The sequence below is a fragment of the Halomonas sp. LES1 genome, assembly GCF_031846005.1.
In the GTDB taxonomy this organism is placed as follows: Bacteria; Pseudomonadota; Gammaproteobacteria; order Pseudomonadales; family Halomonadaceae; genus Halomonas.
In genome coordinates, this window is sequence record NZ_JAVRGC010000003.1 from 84,392 (window position 1) to 99,572 (window position 15,181).

13 protein-coding genes are annotated in these 15,181 nt (G+C 65.8%); 2 read left to right on the top strand and 11 right to left on the bottom strand.

What is annotated here, in order from left to right; all coding sequences use genetic code 11:
- Nucleotides 1-47 precede the first annotated feature (47 nt).
- The 5 genes from apaG to RM463_RS07695 all read right to left on the bottom strand — a co-directional run bounded on the left by apaG (nucleotide 48) and on the right by RM463_RS07695 (nucleotide 5,646).
- Nucleotides 48-461 carry a Co2+/Mg2+ efflux protein ApaG gene (apaG, locus tag RM463_RS07675; protein ID WP_409228999.1) on the bottom strand — a complete coding sequence of 138 codons (414 nt, stop codon included), beginning with the start codon at nucleotides 459-461 and terminating at the stop codon, nucleotides 48-50.
- Nucleotides 458-1,276, bottom strand: coding sequence for a 16S rRNA (adenine(1518)-N(6)/adenine(1519)-N(6))-dimethyltransferase RsmA (gene rsmA / locus RM463_RS07680; protein WP_311429663.1), 819 nt, complete (start codon nucleotides 1,274-1,276; stop codon nucleotides 458-460). Before rsmA ends, apaG begins: the two co-directional genes overlap by 4 nt.
- A 192-nt stretch (nucleotides 1,277-1,468) precedes the next feature.
- Nucleotides 1,469-2,512, bottom strand: a complete 1,044-nt coding sequence (gene pdxA / locus RM463_RS07685) for a 4-hydroxythreonine-4-phosphate dehydrogenase PdxA (RefSeq protein WP_311429664.1) — start codon at nucleotides 2,510-2,512, stop codon at nucleotides 1,469-1,471.
- Complete coding sequence (locus tag RM463_RS07690) at nucleotides 2,512-3,168, bottom strand: SurA N-terminal domain-containing protein (protein WP_311429665.1); 657 nt, start codon at nucleotides 3,166-3,168, stop codon at nucleotides 2,512-2,514. The genes pdxA and RM463_RS07690 overlap by 1 nt, the downstream gene beginning before the upstream one ends.
- Nucleotides 3,169-3,213: 45 nt before the next feature.
- Nucleotides 3,214-5,646, bottom strand: coding sequence for an LPS-assembly protein LptD (locus RM463_RS07695; RefSeq protein WP_311429666.1), 2,433 nt, complete (start codon nucleotides 5,644-5,646; stop codon nucleotides 3,214-3,216).
- A 140-nt stretch (nucleotides 5,647-5,786) separates the two neighbouring features.
- On the opposite strand from RM463_RS07695, the gene RM463_RS07700 reads away from it, so the two are divergent.
- Both RM463_RS07700 and murU read left to right on the top strand, forming a co-directional pair.
- Entirely contained in the window at nucleotides 5,787-6,809 is a 1,023-nt protein-coding gene (locus RM463_RS07700) for a phosphotransferase (protein ID WP_311429667.1), read from the top strand.
- Nucleotides 6,806-7,486: an N-acetylmuramate alpha-1-phosphate uridylyltransferase MurU gene (gene murU, locus RM463_RS07705; protein WP_311429668.1), complete on the top strand. Its 681-nt coding sequence runs from the start codon at nucleotides 6,806-6,808 to the stop codon at nucleotides 7,484-7,486. The genes RM463_RS07700 and murU overlap by 4 nt, the downstream gene beginning before the upstream one ends.
- Nucleotides 7,487-7,683: 197 nt before the next feature.
- Here the strand turns inward: murU and RM463_RS07710 are convergent, their stop codons facing one another.
- Genes RM463_RS07710 through RM463_RS07735 form a run of 6 tightly spaced genes read right to left on the bottom strand, consistent with a single transcriptional unit; the run spans nucleotide 7,684 to nucleotide 14,878 of the window.
- Nucleotides 7,684-9,909 carry a cation-translocating P-type ATPase gene (locus tag RM463_RS07710; RefSeq protein WP_311429670.1) on the bottom strand — a complete coding sequence of 742 codons (2,226 nt, stop codon included), beginning with the start codon at nucleotides 9,907-9,909 and terminating at the stop codon, nucleotides 7,684-7,686.
- Between the two features lie 4 nt (nucleotides 9,910-9,913).
- Nucleotides 9,914-11,077 carry a c-type cytochrome gene (locus RM463_RS07715; protein WP_311429671.1) on the bottom strand — a complete coding sequence of 388 codons (1,164 nt, stop codon included), beginning with the start codon at nucleotides 11,075-11,077 and terminating at the stop codon, nucleotides 9,914-9,916.
- Nucleotides 11,070-11,945, bottom strand: a complete 876-nt coding sequence (locus RM463_RS07720; RefSeq protein ID WP_311429672.1) for a c-type cytochrome — start codon at nucleotides 11,943-11,945, stop codon at nucleotides 11,070-11,072. The genes RM463_RS07715 and RM463_RS07720 overlap by 8 nt, the downstream gene beginning before the upstream one ends.
- Nucleotides 11,945-12,661, bottom strand: a complete 717-nt coding sequence (locus RM463_RS07725) for a cytochrome c (RefSeq protein WP_311429673.1) — start codon at nucleotides 12,659-12,661, stop codon at nucleotides 11,945-11,947. The genes RM463_RS07720 and RM463_RS07725 overlap by 1 nt, the downstream gene beginning before the upstream one ends.
- The gene (locus tag RM463_RS07730) at nucleotides 12,658-13,275 is read right to left on the bottom strand and encodes a cbb3-type cytochrome c oxidase subunit II (RefSeq protein ID WP_311429674.1); all 618 of its coding nucleotides are present in this window, start codon (nucleotides 13,273-13,275) and stop codon (nucleotides 12,658-12,660) included. Before RM463_RS07730 ends, RM463_RS07725 begins: the two co-directional genes overlap by 4 nt.
- Before the next feature lie 4 nt (nucleotides 13,276-13,279).
- Nucleotides 13,280-14,878, bottom strand: coding sequence for a cbb3-type cytochrome c oxidase subunit I (locus tag RM463_RS07735; RefSeq protein WP_311429675.1), 1,599 nt, complete (start codon nucleotides 14,876-14,878; stop codon nucleotides 13,280-13,282).
- Nucleotides 14,879-15,181 lie beyond the last annotated feature (303 nt).

Sequence of the window (15,181 nt, forward strand, 5' to 3'; positions counted from 1 at the left end):
TCCCTGTTGATGATTCGGATGCAGCTTGTGGCTCGGCTGCCGCGAACTCAGTGGACCTGGTTGGGCCCGGCCAGCCGGAAGGCGGCGATGGGCACCTCGAAGGGGCGCTGGGTGGCGGTATCGACGCAGGTGTACTCGCCCTGCATCACCCCCACCGGTCCATCGAGGATGGCGCGACTGGTATAGCGAAAGTGCTGGCCGGGGGCGATCATCGGCTGTTGCCCCACCACTCCCTTGCCTCGCACGTCCTGGACCTTGCCGCTGCCCTGGGTGATGGTCCAGTGACGCGCCATCAGCTGGATGCTATGACGCGAGGCGTTGTGCACCGTCACGGTGTAGCTGAACACATAGCGCTCCTCCTCGGGAGCGGACTCCTCGGGGCGAAACTCCGGCTGGACCTCGACGCTGACGGCCACCCCCTCGGTCATCACGGGATCATCGCCTGAGGCTCGATCGCTCATGGGCGCGCCTCCTCGGTGGCCTGGGTCAGGTAATCGGCAATCGACACGAACTCCTCCACGCTCAGGGTCTGGGGGCGCCTCCCGGGGTCGATCCCCAGCGCCTCGAGCTCGTCGGCGGTGATGCGCCCCTTGAGGTTGTTGCGCAGGGTCTTGCGACGCTGGCCGAACGCCTCCTTGACGATCGTGGCCAGCAGCGCTTCATCGCGGGCCGGATGGGGCAGCTCGGCATGGGGCGTCAACCGCACGATGGCGGAATCCACCTTGGGCCGCGGCACGAAGGCTTCCGGCGGGACCACGAACAGTGACTCCACCCGACAGCGATACTGGGCCATCACCGAGAGCCGCCCCCAGTCGGCACCGCCTGGCTCGGCGGCGAGGCGCTCCACCACTTCCTTCTGCAGCATGAAGTGCATGTCGGCGACGGCATCGCCGGCCTGGAGCAGATGGGCAATCAGCGGGGTCGAGATATTGTAGGGCAGGTTGCCGACCACCCGCAGCGGCTCGCCCTCACCGCGCAGGGCGCGAAAATCGACCTTGAGGGCGTCGCCCTCATGGATCACGAAGTCGGGATAGTTGAAGAACTGAACGCGCAAGCCGGGAATCAGATCGCGGTCGAGCTCGATCACCTCCAGGCGCCCGCCGGCGGCCTCCAGCAACGGCTCGGTGAGCGCCCCCTGGCCGGGGCCGATCTCCACGATGCGCTGGCCGGGGCGCGGCCCGATGGCCCGCACGATGCGCGAGATGATGCCTCGGTCGCGCAGAAAGTTCTGTCCGAAGCGCTTGCGGGCCTGATGAACCGGGGGGCGAGATGCCATTCAGGAGTGTCCTTCTATCACTAAATAGTCCAAGTATCGCAGTGCCGCTTTCTCGGGGCTGATCCGGCGACAGGCCCTTCGCGGAGGCGCTGTGAATACCTCCCTGTACGCTACCGATTCCTTCCCTGGAATCGGACCTCCGCTTCGACCTGTCCCCGTCGCCCCTCGAGCGCCACTCGTTTTCGTTAAGCTTCACGCACCGCGGCCGGCCATCTCCGCGGCCAGGGCCACGGCGACCCGCAGGCTACCCGGGTCGGCGCGGCCCGTGCCGGCCAGATCCAGGGCGGTGCCGTGATCCACCGAGGTACGCACCAGCGGCAGCCCCAGGGTGATATTGGCGGCCCGGCCGAACCCTGCATACTTGAGTACCGGCAGGCCCTGGTCATGATACATGGCCAGCACCGCATCGACGCCCGCCAGGTGGCGCGGGGTAAACAGGGTATCGGCGGGCAGCGGGCCATCGAGGGTCAGCCCCTCGTCGCGCAGTGCCGCAAGCGCCGGTTCGATCACCTCGATCTCCTCGCGCCCCAGATGCCCCCCCTCCCCGGCATGGGGGTTGAGCCCGCACACCGCGATGCGCGGAGTGACCACCCCGAACCAGCGCCTCAGATCGGCGTCGAGAATGCGCAGCACCCGTGTCAGACGCTCCGCAGTGATGGCTTCGGCCACGTCGCGCAACGGCAGGTGGGTGGTGGCCAGCGCCACTCGCAGTGACGGCCCCTCCACCCAGTCGGGCCGCTCGGCATGCAGGGCGGCGTCGGTGGCAAGCATCATCACCACCTCCTCGACGCCGCAGGCATCGCGGAGATACTCGGTGTGGCCGGTAAACCCGGCATGCCCCGCATCGAGAATCACACCCTTGTGCAGCGGCGCGGTAACCATGCCCTGAGCATGCCCCGCCCGACAGGCGTCGATGGCCACATCCAGGGTCTCGAGCACATAGGCCGCGTTGTGTGGCGCCAGCACTCCCGGTCGGGCCGGCTCACGCAGCGCCACGGGCCATACCGGAAGCCGGCCCGGAGCCACCGGTGGCACCTCCTCGCCGGGTGCCGTCTGGAGCAGCTCGATGGCGAGCCCCAGCCGGGAGGCGCGCTCGGCAAGCAGCGCCGGATCCCCCACGGCCACCAGCCGCGCATCTTCCACCCCCTCTGCGGCCAGTCTCAGGACGAGATCCGGGCCGATTCCGGCCGGCTCGCCGGTCGTCAGCGCCAACAGCGGCATGCCTGGCGTCGTCATCAGCGCGCGTCGAGGCGATTGTCGACGAAGGCCTGGGAGCGGATCTCCTGTAGCCAGGCCTCGAGCTCGGCGTTGGCCTTGCGCTGGAAGAGGGCCTGCTGGGCCTGCTCGCGGGTGACGTCCTGCTGCGCCATGAAACGCTCCACCTCCCGCTCGGAGAGACTGACTCGGCTGCCGACACGACGCTGCTGAAGCTGGCGCAGCGTAATTTCGCGACGTATCTCCTCCCGCACGCTGGCCAGCGTCAGGCCATCGGCCTCCAGGGCGTCGGCAAACTGCTCCAGGCTCATGCCATTGCGCTCGGCGATGCCACGCACCTGACGATTGAGCTCGGTGTCGTCCACCGTGAGGCCGGACTCCTCGGCCATCTGCCACTGGATCTCCTCGAGGATCATCTGCTCCAGGATCTGCTCGCGCAGCACCCTTTCCGGGGGAAGCTCCTGCTGCTGGGCGCTCATCTGGCTGCGTACCTGGGCGATACGCTCCTCGAGCTGGCTATGCATGATCGCTCCCTCGTTGACCACCGCCACGATATGATCCAGGGCCTGGCGCTGGCTGGAGGTGAATTCCTGGGCCTGGGTGCCGAACGGCACCACGGCGAGGCCCAGCGCCATCGCCAGGCCGGCGGCCAGGAGGGGGGTGCGGCGACTACGCATGGTGTGCTGTCCTTTCATCATTCCTCTCTAACGGACCATTCCGGCCTAGAAGGCGGTGCTGCGGTAGCCGGGAATGGCCTCCTCGAAGTAGCTGTCGGCCTCGCGGCCCACGCCGCCGAGCCCCTTGAACACGAAGCGCAGGAAGATCCCGCGGTCGGTGAAGTCATCGGTCACGGCGCCGGTGTCGTTGTCATCGATCCACTCGCGCCACACCAGCTGCACGCCGTAGCAGCAGTCGTTCCACTGCACCCCGGCCAGCTGCTCCAGGGAGCGGTCGTTGGTATTGTCGTAGAGCAGGCGGCCGATCAGGTCGAGGCTCCGGCCGGCCTGCCACGCAAACGAGACGTCATACTCCTCGCGATCGTAGTCACGGAAGTCATCGTCGCCCCGATCCAGCGAGGGGTCGAAGCCTTCGAGCTCCCAGTGATAGCCGAGGTTCAATGCATGGCCCTGGGGCGAGCGATACTGCAGGTCGACCCCGGTACGCTCGGTACGCTCCCGGTCGTCGTCATAGAGCCACTGCCAGCGGGTACGCCAGCGTTCGGTGACCTGCCAGTCGGCATTCGCCACCAGCGGCGAGCGATCCCGGGTGGCGCGATAGCGATCGGCACCATTGGCCGGCAGCTCGTCGGGGTTGCCCGCCATGTCGATCGTGCGATCCTCGAAGTAGAGCGCCTGCCCCAGCCCCAGGGAGAGGCGCTGGCGGCCGCTGCCATCCTCCAGCAGGCGCGACGCCACGCCCAGGGAGAGGCGGTTGAGGTCACCGACGCGATCGCTGCCCGAGAAGCGGTGGGGCGACCACAGCTGCCCCCAGGAGAAGGCGCGCTCGCTGGTATCGAAGTCGGGGAAGTCGCTCTGGTCACGGGCCGGCACATAGGCGTAGTTGGCCCTGGGCTCCAGGGTCTGGCGATAGCCACGGCCGCCCAGGTCGAGTTCACGCTCGAAGACCAGGCCGGCATCCACGGAGGTGACCGGCACGCTGCGGGTCAGGCTGGTATCGCGATCGCCGACGTCACGGTTACCGTAGTCCAGCTCATAGGCGGTACCCAGCCACTCGAGGCGCGGCTCGAGGTGGCCCCAGCTCGCGTCGAAGCGCCAGCCCAGGGCCGGCGACAGATGCAGCCGGGAGCCGGTGGCCGCCTCCCGCACCTGAGGAATCTCGCTTTCCTCGACGTCGCGCCAGAAGTAGCTGTAGTTGCTTCGCCACTGCTGATAGAAGCCGCTCTCCTGACGCCAGCGGGCAGAGGCGCTGAGGCTGGGCAGGCGGTAGAAGGGCTTGTCCTGCTCCAGCAGCGGGTCGTCGAGCTTCTGGAACCCCTGGGCGCGAGCATCGAGGCGCCAGGTGTCACCGCGGTAATCGATCTGGGCCAGCCGCGGCATCGCCGAGGTATTCTGCTCGGCGAAGTCGCTGCCGAAATCATCGAAGTAGCGACCGTCGCTGGCCGCCCCGTAGCGCAGCCGATAGCGGGTGCGGGGGTCCAGGGTGCCGGCATGGCGATAGTCGAGGTACCAGCGCTCCTCGCCCTCGAAGCGGCGCGGTGGGTCATTGGGGTTGTCGCTGCTGCCGGCAGCGTCGCTGCCCAGCCAGGCGCCCTCGACCTGACCGGCCGCGGAAGGGAACAGATAGCGGTACTGGCCACCCAGCAGCAGCCCGCTGTCGCTGATCCAGCGCGGCGTGATGGTGGCGTCCTGGTCCGGGGCGATATTCCAGTAGAAGGGCTGGGCATAGTCCAGCGAGTCGCTGGAGAAGCCCACCGTCGGCCACAGGAAGCCGGTATGCCGGCGATCATCGATGGGAAAGCGCACCCAGGGCCAGTAGAAGACCGGTATATCCTTCACCTCCAGCCGGGCATGGCGGGCGGTGCCGAAGCCGCTCTCCCGGTCGAGCACCACATCACCGCCCACCAGGCGCCATAGATTGTCGCCCGGGTCGCAGGTGGTGAAGCTCGCCGAGGAGAGCCGATAGCGGCCATCCTCGAGGCGTGCCAGGCGCTCGGCATCCCCACGCAGGCGCTGGTCGTGAACCACATAGTGGGCCTCGTCGATGCTCGCCGCATCGTTGACCAGCGAGAGCTCGGCGGCACTGCCCCGCACCAGCAGCCCCTGGTCGCGCAATGCCATGGGGCCCTCGGCGTAGGCGCGTTCTCGGCTGGGGGGCACGCGCACCTCGGGGGTCTCGAGCTGGGCGGTATCGCGGCGCAGCACGACCTCGCCCCGCAGCAGGGTCTCGCCATCCTCGCCGTAGTGGGCGCTCGTCGATTCGCTGGCCACCTTGCCGGGCTCCGGCGGCGGCAGGCGATAGCCGGGCATCACATATCGCCCGCGACATCGGGCATCCGCGGGGCGCTCGTCGCCCCAGGCCTGAAAGTCCAGCTGTTCGGCAGGCAACGACTCCGGGGGAGCCGCCTGCAGCGGACCTCCGGCAAACGCCGCGGTCGCCAGGCCCGCGAGGGCTGTCCATGAGAGTCGTTTGCCCATGTTGGTCGATGTCCTTGGCGGGGTGAAACGCTATTATACAGGCCGCCGTCGGCCTGTCCTGCCGGCGGTGACGGCGCAGCGCCCAGCATGCGGTGCCTGCCCACGACCGTCAACCGGACATACCGACTGGAGCCTCCTCAATGACCGACGCCGCCTCCGACGCCTCGCGCCACGAACGGCTCACCCGCTGGGCCGCCGAGCGCCATGCCCTGGCGCCCGATGCCTTCGAGCTGCGCCTGGCCGCCGGTGACGCCAGCTTCCGCCGCTACTACCGTCTTGCCCTGCCCGATGGCACCACCCGCATCCTGATGGATGCCCCGCCCGACCAGGAGGATAGCGGCCCCTTCGTGGCCATCGCCCGTCGCTGGGAGGCCGCCGGGCTCCCGGTGCCGCACCTCTACTCGGTCGACCTGGAGGCGGGATTCATCGAACTGGAGGACCTCGGGGATACGCCGCTGCAGCACTGCTTCGACGATGACGCCGAGACGGCGACCTGGCACGAGCGCGCCATGGCGCTGCTCCATGATCTCCAGAATCGCGCCGGACCCGGGACCTTGCCACGCTTCGATGCCGCCCTGCTCGAGCGTGAGCTGGACCTCTTCCCCGAGTGGTGCCTGGGCGAATGGCTTGGCCTGGAGCCCCCCACGAGCTGGACGGCACTACGCCGGGCCCTGGTGGAGTCGGCGCTGGCCCAGCCGATGGTCAACGTGCATCGCGACTTCGATGCCATGAACCTGATGGTTCGCGATGACGCCCTGGTGTTGATCGATTTCCAGGATGCCGTCGCCGGCCCACTCAACTACGATCTGGTCTCGCTGCTGCGCGGCCGCTACTGCCGCTTCGACGCGCCGCGCTTCGCCGCCTGGGTCGAGGCCTTCCGACACCGCGCGATCGCCGACGGTCGCCTCCCCTCCCGCACCACGGAGGCCGACTTCCTGGCCCAGGCCAACGCCATGGCCGCCCAGCGCTCGCTCAAGGTCCTCGGCATCTTCTGCCGCCTGACCCTGCGCGACCAGAAGTCGGGTTATCTCGAGCGCCTGCCCCACTTCCTCGATCATCTCGAGGACAGCCTGGCGGGCCTGGAGGGACACGACGCCTTCAAGACCTGGCTGTCCGACACCTTCCGGCCGGCCCTGGTCACCCGGCTGGAGGCGAGCACATGAAGGCGATGATCCTGGCCGCCGGCCTCGGCACCCGCATGCGACCGCTCACCGACCACTGCCCCAAGCCACTGCTGCGGGTGGGCAGCAAGCCACTGATCGTTCACCACCTCGAACGGCTGCGCGCGGCGGGCATCCGTGAGGTCGTGATCAACGTCAGCTATCGCGCCGAACAGATCATCGAGGCGCTCGGGGATGGCAGCTCTTGCGGGGTTTCCATCGCCTGGAGCCGGGAGGTGACGCCCCTGGAAACCGGCGGTGGCATCCAGCGGGCGCTGCCGCTGCTTGGTAACACGCCCTTCCTGCTGGTCAACGGGGATGTCTGGTGCGATCTCGACCCGACCACACTGCCCGGGCTCGGCGACGGCGACCTGGCGCGGCTGGTGCTGGTGGACAACCCCGCGCATCACCCGGGCGGCGATTTCCACCTCGACGCCGATGGCCGAGTGCTCCCCCAGGGTGAGCCGCGGCTCACCTTCTCGGGCATCAGCCTGCTCGACCCGGCGCTGGTGGCCGACGAGCCTCCCGGCGCCTTCGCCCTGGCGCCACTGCTGCGCCGCGCCATGGCCGCAGACCGAGTGGCCGGCCACCACCACCGCGGTCAATGGGTCGATGTGGGCACGCCGGAGAGACTCCGAATGCTGGACGAGGAGCTGGTGCCAAGACGCCCCCGACACTAAGCGGGAGCAGATTCCTGCATCGGCGCCTGTGTTGCGCTGGCGATAATCAAGGCGGTCAGGATGACCTCTTGGGTTGCCGAACTAATAGAACCGTTCGGCCACGGCAACCGGATGATTGGTCTCCCGAGTGTCGCCACCCGCGGGCTCGAGGGCGAGGATTACCGTGTCATCCGGGCATCTGATGTCGCCTTCGCCGGCTACTGTGCCGCCAGTCGCGTGGCGTTAGCCACCACGGTCAGCGAGCTCATCGCCATGGCAATAACGGCGACCACCGGCGGAATAGCGCCGAAGGCAGCAAGGCTCAAGCCCAGGGCATTATAGATCAGCGCGAACGCCAGGTTCTGGCGCATGACGCCATAGGCATGCCGGGCGAACGCCCGGGCATCGGCGACTCGACCGACGCCGCCCTCGGCAATGGCCACACCGGCCGCCGCGGTGGCGGTGCTGCTGGCGTCCGCCACGGACAGGCCGATCGCTGCCTGGGCCAGGGCTGGGCCATCATTGATGCCGTCACCGGCGAAGGCAACGCTGCCTCGAGTATGCTTGACGATCAGAGCCTTGGCTTCCGGGGTGCAGTCCGCATGGACCCGCTGCTTCGAGATACCAAGACGCTCGGCTATCCGATCGGCTGGAGCTCGGGCGTCGCCGGTAACGATGGCGCATTCGATCCCTTGATCATGCAGGCGTCGTATCGCCGCCGGGGCATCCTCCCGCAAACGATCCTCCAGCACCAGGGTCGCCAGCCACCGTCCGGCTACCGCCAGCTCGACCCGTAGCTGAATATCGGGGCTTGTCACCTCGTGGTCATCCGCGTCGTTACAGGCAACACCCTGCTGGCTCAGGAAGGCGCGGCTGCCCACCAGAATACGGCCCCAATGGGAGTCCTCCCGGCTGACCCCGCGCTGGTGGCGCCGAACGGGCGCCGCCGACACCATCGAAGGGTTTTCACCGGTGGCGTCTTGCAGTGCCTGAGCGATGGGATGATCGACGCCCTGTTCAGCGTAGGCGGCCAGGGCAATCAGGGCGGCGTCGTCGAGGGCGCTGTCGCTGCGCCGTTCGACACGCAGCAAGCCAAGCCGTCCCTCGGTGAGGGTGCCGGTCTTGTCGAAGAGTATCCGGTCGATCCGGGCCATGGTCTCGAGGGCCGCGGGGTGGCGAAACAGGATGCCCTGGCGAGCCGCCTGGCTGGCGGCGGTCACGTAGGCCACCGGCACGGCGATACCCACCGCGCAGGGGCAGGCCACCACCAGCACCGAGACCGCCCGCAGCACCGCTTCCTGCGCGGGCAGGCCGAGCAGCGCGCTCATCAGGCCGGTCAAGAAGGCAAGGGTCAGCGCTACCGGCACCACCCAGCGGGCCACGCCGTCTGCCAGGCGCTGGGTGTCGCCCTTGGCTCCCGCCGCCTCGGCGATGCGCGCACCGATACGGTCGATATGCCGCTGCCCCACTCCGGCCTCGACTCTCACCAGGATAGGGCTGACCAGGTTGACGCAGCCAGCCTCGATAGCGTCTCCGGGGGCGGCGGCCACCGGCAGGGATTCCCCGGTCAGCACCGCCCGGTCCAGCTGGGTCCGGCCTTCCACCAGGCAGCCATCCAGCGGCACTCGCTGGCCGGCGGGCACCTGGATCAAGGCGCCCGGCGGAACCCCCGTCGCATCGACTCGCTGGAACTTGCCGTCGTCCTGCAGCCAGTCCGCGGTTTCCGGCAGGGTATCCTGCAGGGCGTCGATGGCCTGGGCCGCATGGCGCAGGGTACGGGTCTCGATGAAGCGGCCCAGGGTCAGTAGGGTGACCAGCATCACCGCGGTATCGAAATAGACGTGGGCCTGGCCTCGGTAGAGCTGCCAGAGCGACAGGGCCAGGGCGGCAGTGGCGCCGATGCCGACCAGGGTATCCATGCCCGGCACCCCGGTGCGCAGGGTGCGCCAGCCCGCCAGCAGGATCGGGCCGCCGGTAAAGGCCAGCACCGGGAGCGACGCGATACCCGCGGCGAAGGCGATCCACCAACCGGTTGGTGAGGTGGCGATGTCGCCGCTGTCGAGATAAAGCAGCAGCGACGGCAGCATGGTCCACATGCCGAAGAAGGCCGCGACCGCCAGACGAATGCCGAGCCCCTCGACCTGACGGTCGATGCGCGAGAGGGTTTCCTCCGCGCTCATGGACGGGCCCAGGCGGTAGCCCAGCCGGCGGACTCGGCGAGCCAGGTCTCGCAGCTGCAGCCGCGTTGGGTCCCAGCGTATCAGGGCAGTGGAAGTGGCGAAGCTGACACCGACTTCGCTGACTCCGGGGGTACGCTGGATCACCTGCTCCGTGGCGGCGGCGCAGCTCGGGCACCAGAGCCCGTCGATCGACAGCAGCGCGTGGCCGCTACCCTGTAGCGCCTCGAGTTCAGGGCATTCGCTACCCTTTCGTCGCCTGCCCACCGAGTTACTGCAGCTGTTGGTTCATGGTGGACATGCCGGCGGTTCGCCGAGACTTCACGAAGCGCTCCCAGCGTTCCGGTGTGGCGCCTTCACCCAAGCTAACCCCATGGGCCTGCTGGTTGTAGTAGCCCATGTGCTGGTGGTACTTCTCCTGGGCCCTTTCGAGGCTGATGCCTTCCTCCAGCTGGCGAGGGTCCGCCGGGCGCGGGAAACTGTTGATATAGGCCGCCACGTCCCAAGCTTGCTGATCGCTCAGGCTATAGGGCTTGCCCAGGGGCATATTGGCCTTGATGAAGCCCGCAGCGGTGTTGACGCGATGCATGCCCGCCCCCCAGTTGTAGGCGTGTGGCCCCCATAGCGGCGGAAAGATATAACGACCATTGAGATCCTTCTGCCCCTGGCCATCCAGCCCGTGACATACCGCGCAGTTGTTGACGAAAACCTCCTCTCCACGCTGCCGGTCATAGCCGAGATCGGTTTTTTCCAGGCTTGGGTAGCCGCGACCCGGCATGTCCTCGTTGATGGGTGCGCCATCGCCCAGCCAGTAGAAATAGCTCTGCAAGTCCTTGTAGACCTGGTGTCCCGAGGGCGGCGGCCCCCCGCTGGGGGAGTCCTGGGCATTCATGGAGTAGGTGAAGCAGCCGTTGATGCGGTCTTCCATGGTGTTGATCATCTTGTTCTTGCCGCGATAGGCCGGGTAGTTGTTGATCGCCGCCCACATTGGCGCCGAGTGCGCCTTGCGCCCACCATCCAGGTGACAGTTGGCACAGGCAAGTTCATTGCCGGCGAACTGCCGGGCGTTGGTGCCGGTGTTCAAGAAGATTTCACGGCCACGCCGTACCGACTCGCCGAACTCATTATCGGGAATTTCGTGATCAAGCGATGGCTGAAAGTAGCCTGCGGCATCCTTGGGTGGCCTGGGGGCGTCCGCCCTGGGATCTTCCTGCCAGGCCTTGCGCTGCTCTGCGAGATCCTGGCGCGCCTTGCGAGCAATCTGGGCGTTCTCTTCTGCCTGGCTTGGCTGTTCCTCAGGGCCGGTGACATAGGGAAGCAGGTTATAGTTGGCGATGAGCACGCCTGCGGCGAGCAGCACGACCGCACCCACGCCGGCATAGGCGAAGCGGCGCCTGCTCGAGCGCCCCATCCGCGAATTCCTGTGATCAGTCATGCTCGTCGCTCCCCTGTTGACGGTCCTGTGAACGATCGGCGGTGTCTGTCGATGTCGATAATGCTTCCGGGGGCGGCGTATCGAGCCCGATTTTCTGCGCCGGCGGTGCAGGCAACGAGGCGAGATAGTCCGCTACGGAGCGCATATCATTCTCAGAAAGCGCCGTGGCGACGTTGTGCATCAGATTGACCGGCGAGTTGGCTCGCCGACCGTTCTTCCAGCTGGCGAGCTGGATATAAGTATAGCTTGGGTGTTGAGCGGCGAGGGCAGGAAACGCCTGCCCTACGCCCCAACCGGAGGAGCCGTGGCAGCTGTAGCAAGCCGGCACATCGATGCTCCAGTCGCCCCGCAGCACGAGTTCACGACCGCGATCCAGGTCGCCGCTGAGACTTGGCTTGGCACTGCCGGGGCTTTCCAGCTGGGCGTAATACTTGCCAAGCGCCGCCATCTGCTCATCGGTCAGGCCTTCCACCACATACTGCATGTTGGCGTTCAGGCGGCGCTGATTGGCATAGTCGTGCAGCTGTTTGGTGAGGTAGCCCGCCGGCAATCCGGCCAGTCGTGGCACGGTTTCCGCTCCTTGCCCCTGATCACCATGGCAGGAGGCGCAGGCCCAGACCTTGTCGGTGCCCTTGCCGATCAGCGTTTCGATGCCTTCGGCATCGGCGTTGGCGGCAATACGCCCGTAGTGCAGTGCCGCCAACGGCTCTTCGAGAGAATCCGCGCTTGTGGTCAGTGGTTCTGAGTCGGTACGTTCTCCAGCATCATCGTCTTGACCCTGGCTCCAGGAAGTCGCTGCCAATCCGCTGCCCAGGATGAGTAACGCCGCGCAGGTCACCAGCCTGCCAGTCGTCTTGAATGAGCTCATCATTTGACCTCCTCCCGCGAAGCTGTGGTCGCAGCCGCCTGGGTATGACTCCTCGATAGCGATGCAGGAATACCGAAGGTCTCGGCGAGTTCCCTGCCGCCCGCCCAGGGGGTACGACGACCGATAAAGCGCTGACGCTGCTCATCGACAAAACTCGCGTCGATGCTTGAGGCCTGGTTGCCCCAGCTGTTGCGCACATGGTTCACCACGGCGGCGATCTGCTCGTTGTCCAGGTCATGACCAAAGGTAGGCATGCGGCCATTGTAGGTATCGCCAGCCACGGAGATTTCCCCCTGGATGCCGAACAGCAGAATGTTTACCGGCACCTCCGGCGCTGCCATCACGTAACGGGATCCCACCAACGGTGGCACCGCCTTGGCGATGCCTGCACCATTGTTCTGATGGCAGGTGGAGCAATTGGCGATAAATAGCTGGCGCCCATTCTGCGTGGAAGGCGCGACGGCGGAGGCCTGGGGTTCATCTGCTCCGATGGGGCCCTGGATAGCCTCCGGCTTCGTTTCCGCCATCTCGCTTGTCGTGATCAGAGTGACGATGCCCCAGATCGCCAGGGCGAAAGCGATGGCGAACACCTGCCAAGGAATAGGGTTTGGCGGCTCGTGGGGGTCGAATCCGGTGTCGCTGATACCGGCTACGTTCTTTATTCGACTCTGTTTTTTAGGCTTCCGGCTGGGCCTTGGATCATGCCTCCAGGTCATGACTCCTCCTTGGCCGCGAAGCCATTATCTCGAAGATCAACTCGCTCTGCGGGGTAGGTACGGTCGAGGCTGAGCAGATAGTCAACCAGGTCGAGGGCCGCCTGCCTGGCGACGATGACCTTTCCCTCGGGGCGATAGCGCGCCGGCACTGGAACGACCACATCATCTCCCCCCGCCTGCTCCTTGGCTTCGAACAGATAGGGGTAGGCCGGCATGATGCTTTGCGGCACGATGGCCCGTGGCTGATACAGGTGGGTCAAATGCCAGGCCTGGGAGGGCAGGCGCGCCCCCACGTTAAGCAGGTCCGGCCCGGTGCGCATGGTGCCCAGTAGATGCGGCTGATCATAGACATAGTCCGCCGGCGTCGAGGGGCGCCCCCAGCCGCGCAGCCCATCCGGTGCCTGCTCGGGAGAGCGCGGCTGCTGGGAGTGGCAATAGACACAGCCTTGGCTTATATATTCTGCGCGTCCATTTAGCTGGGCCTGGGTGTAGGGCTCGAGCCCCTCCGGAGCGTCGATGGTACGAATCTGCATCGCCGGCCCCGCCACCAGGAACAGGGTGGCAAGGGCCAGGAGCGCCAGGCTAACGACAATCAAGGGTAAGGCACGATTCATAGCATCAGGCTCCCGAACTCGGGGTGGCGACCGAGGCATCAGTATCGCCCGCGTCTTCTACGAATCGGCGGGTACGGCCAAGAAACAGCACGGCCAGGTTAGCGGCGAATACCAGGTGCCCGATGGTCATCAAGGTGCCGCCCAGGGAGCGACCGGCCAAGTAGGGAATGGTCACTTCCATGCTCTCCAGCCAGTCCCTGCTGGCGTCGAGCATTGCCATGCCCTGCAGCCAGCCGCCTATGGTTAACGCGATGAAGTAGATGGCAAATCCCGCGACCACCAGCCAGAAGTGCAGACTGATCGCCCAGGGCATGGGCCAGGCACGGCCGGTGATACGTGGCAGCATGTAATAGATACCACCGAACAAGACCATGGCCACGAAACCGTAAACGCCCAGGTGGGCATGAGCCACGGTGTAGTGGGTGAAGTGAGTGACGGTATTGAAGGCGCGCACCGCTTCAAGCGAGCCCTGCAGCGAAGCAAGGGTGTACATGATCGCGCCGAGGGCAACGAAACGAAGCGGCAGACTCTCCTTCCAGGCCCATAGATTTCCCAGGCTCAGCGTATGCTGATTGATGGCCACGGCAATGACTGAAATCACCATCATTACCGACTGCACCACGGAGAGCGACACCACCCAGGTAGGTACCGGGCCGCCGATCAGGTGGTGCATGCCCACCTGGCTGTAAAACAGTGCCAGCGCCCAGAACCCCAGCAGCGACAGCCGGTAGGAGTAGATCGGCTTGCCGATGATCTTGGGAATGAAATAGTAGGCGGCGCCCAGACCCAGCGGCGTCAACCACAGGCCCAGCACATTGTGAGCAAACCACCAGTTGGCGGTGGCCTGCTGGGCGCCACTATGAACCCCGGGCAGGTTGGCGAGAATGAACAGCGCCGGAAACCAGAAGAGTGCCGCCATGTAATACCAGCCGGTCACGTAGATATGATTTACCCTGCGGGCCGCGGTGGTATAGAGCAGAGGGATGGCGAAGCAAGCACCGCCAACGGCCAGGAAAATATCGATTTGCCAGGGAATTTCGAGCCACTCCTGGCCGTCGTTCCAGCCCATGGCGATGACGACGACCCCGGCAAGCAATGCCAGATTCCATACCACCGCGCCCGACATGGCGAAGCGGACTTTCTGCAAAGAGACCTTGAACAGGGTGGGCACCAACCAGAACGCAGTGCCCACTCCCCCCAGAGAAAGAAAACCATAGATGACCGAGTTCAAGTGCAAGGTACGCATGCGGCCAAAGGTGAGCGGTGCGCTGCCGGTCAACCAGTCCGGGATATGCAGCTTCAATGAGGCGATGACGCCGAATATTGAGCCGAATACCAGCCAGGCAGTGCTCGTCACGAACATGACGATCAATAAACGTCGCCACTCTCCGCTCATTCCCGGCTGCTGGGCGCTTGGCGACCTGTCACTATGAGAAGAGGTAGGATCATCCAGTTTGCCGCCTTCGTCCTCGTCGAATACTGCCCGGGCGTCACTTTCGGTGATCTTGAACTGCCGGGTCGATATGGCCCAGATCAGCGCCGCGACGGCGATCAGGGAGGCAGCGAAACTGAAAGCCAGTAGAGTGCCGATGGTGAAGTTCATGCGCGCTCCTGAAGAGATTTGAGGGCCCTATCAGCGACATCCACTTATTAACATAGACAAAAAAGCAATAAGAACCAAGCCAGAGGTCCCACCCCCGGATAGGAAACAATAGAGCCGCTCGATCACGACAATCGGGTGATTTACCTCCCGAAGGTCGCCGCAGGCGAGCTCGCTATCTATGGATCAGGAGAAGGAAAAGCTGAGCTCACTCGATACTGCTGGTATGCTGATCGCCTTTTCCACCACAGCTTCAACAACCTCACAGCCAGGGGCGCCGGAGTAGCCCCGACGACTCTGCAAGCG